At 70.9% G+C, this 258-nt stretch carries 1 pseudogene; it reads right to left on the bottom strand.

The annotated features are described in order from the left end of the window. Positions 1–258: pseudogene (locus tag B2Y33_RS05310) on the bottom strand (MFS transporter); the annotation flags it as partial.

Raw genomic sequence — 258 nt, 5'->3', positions numbered from 1 at the left:
TCGACCCGGCCAGCGCCGGCAGACAGCGCAGGCGGGTCGTCACGGTAACGATCGCTGCGTTCCGCGGCCAAGGCCTCCCCAGGCGCCAGCGCCTGCGCTTCGGCGGCCTCGCGCTGGGCGGCGGCTTGGGCACGCAGGCGGCGCTCGCGGGCGCGTTTCTCCAGCGGCCAGCGCACCAGCACGAACAGGAAATACAGCACGAAGGCGATCATGCCGTACATGGCAAAGTCCGATACTGCGCGCCAGGCGTTGTTGCCC

It is taken from the genome of Pseudomonas sp. UBA5666, from assembly GCF_002420785.1.
Taxonomy (GTDB): Bacteria; Pseudomonadota; Gammaproteobacteria; order Pseudomonadales; family Pseudomonadaceae; genus Aquipseudomonas; species Aquipseudomonas fulva.
The sequence above is the reverse complement of the archived record's forward strand: the minus strand, read 5'-3'. Positions and strand labels throughout refer to the sequence as shown.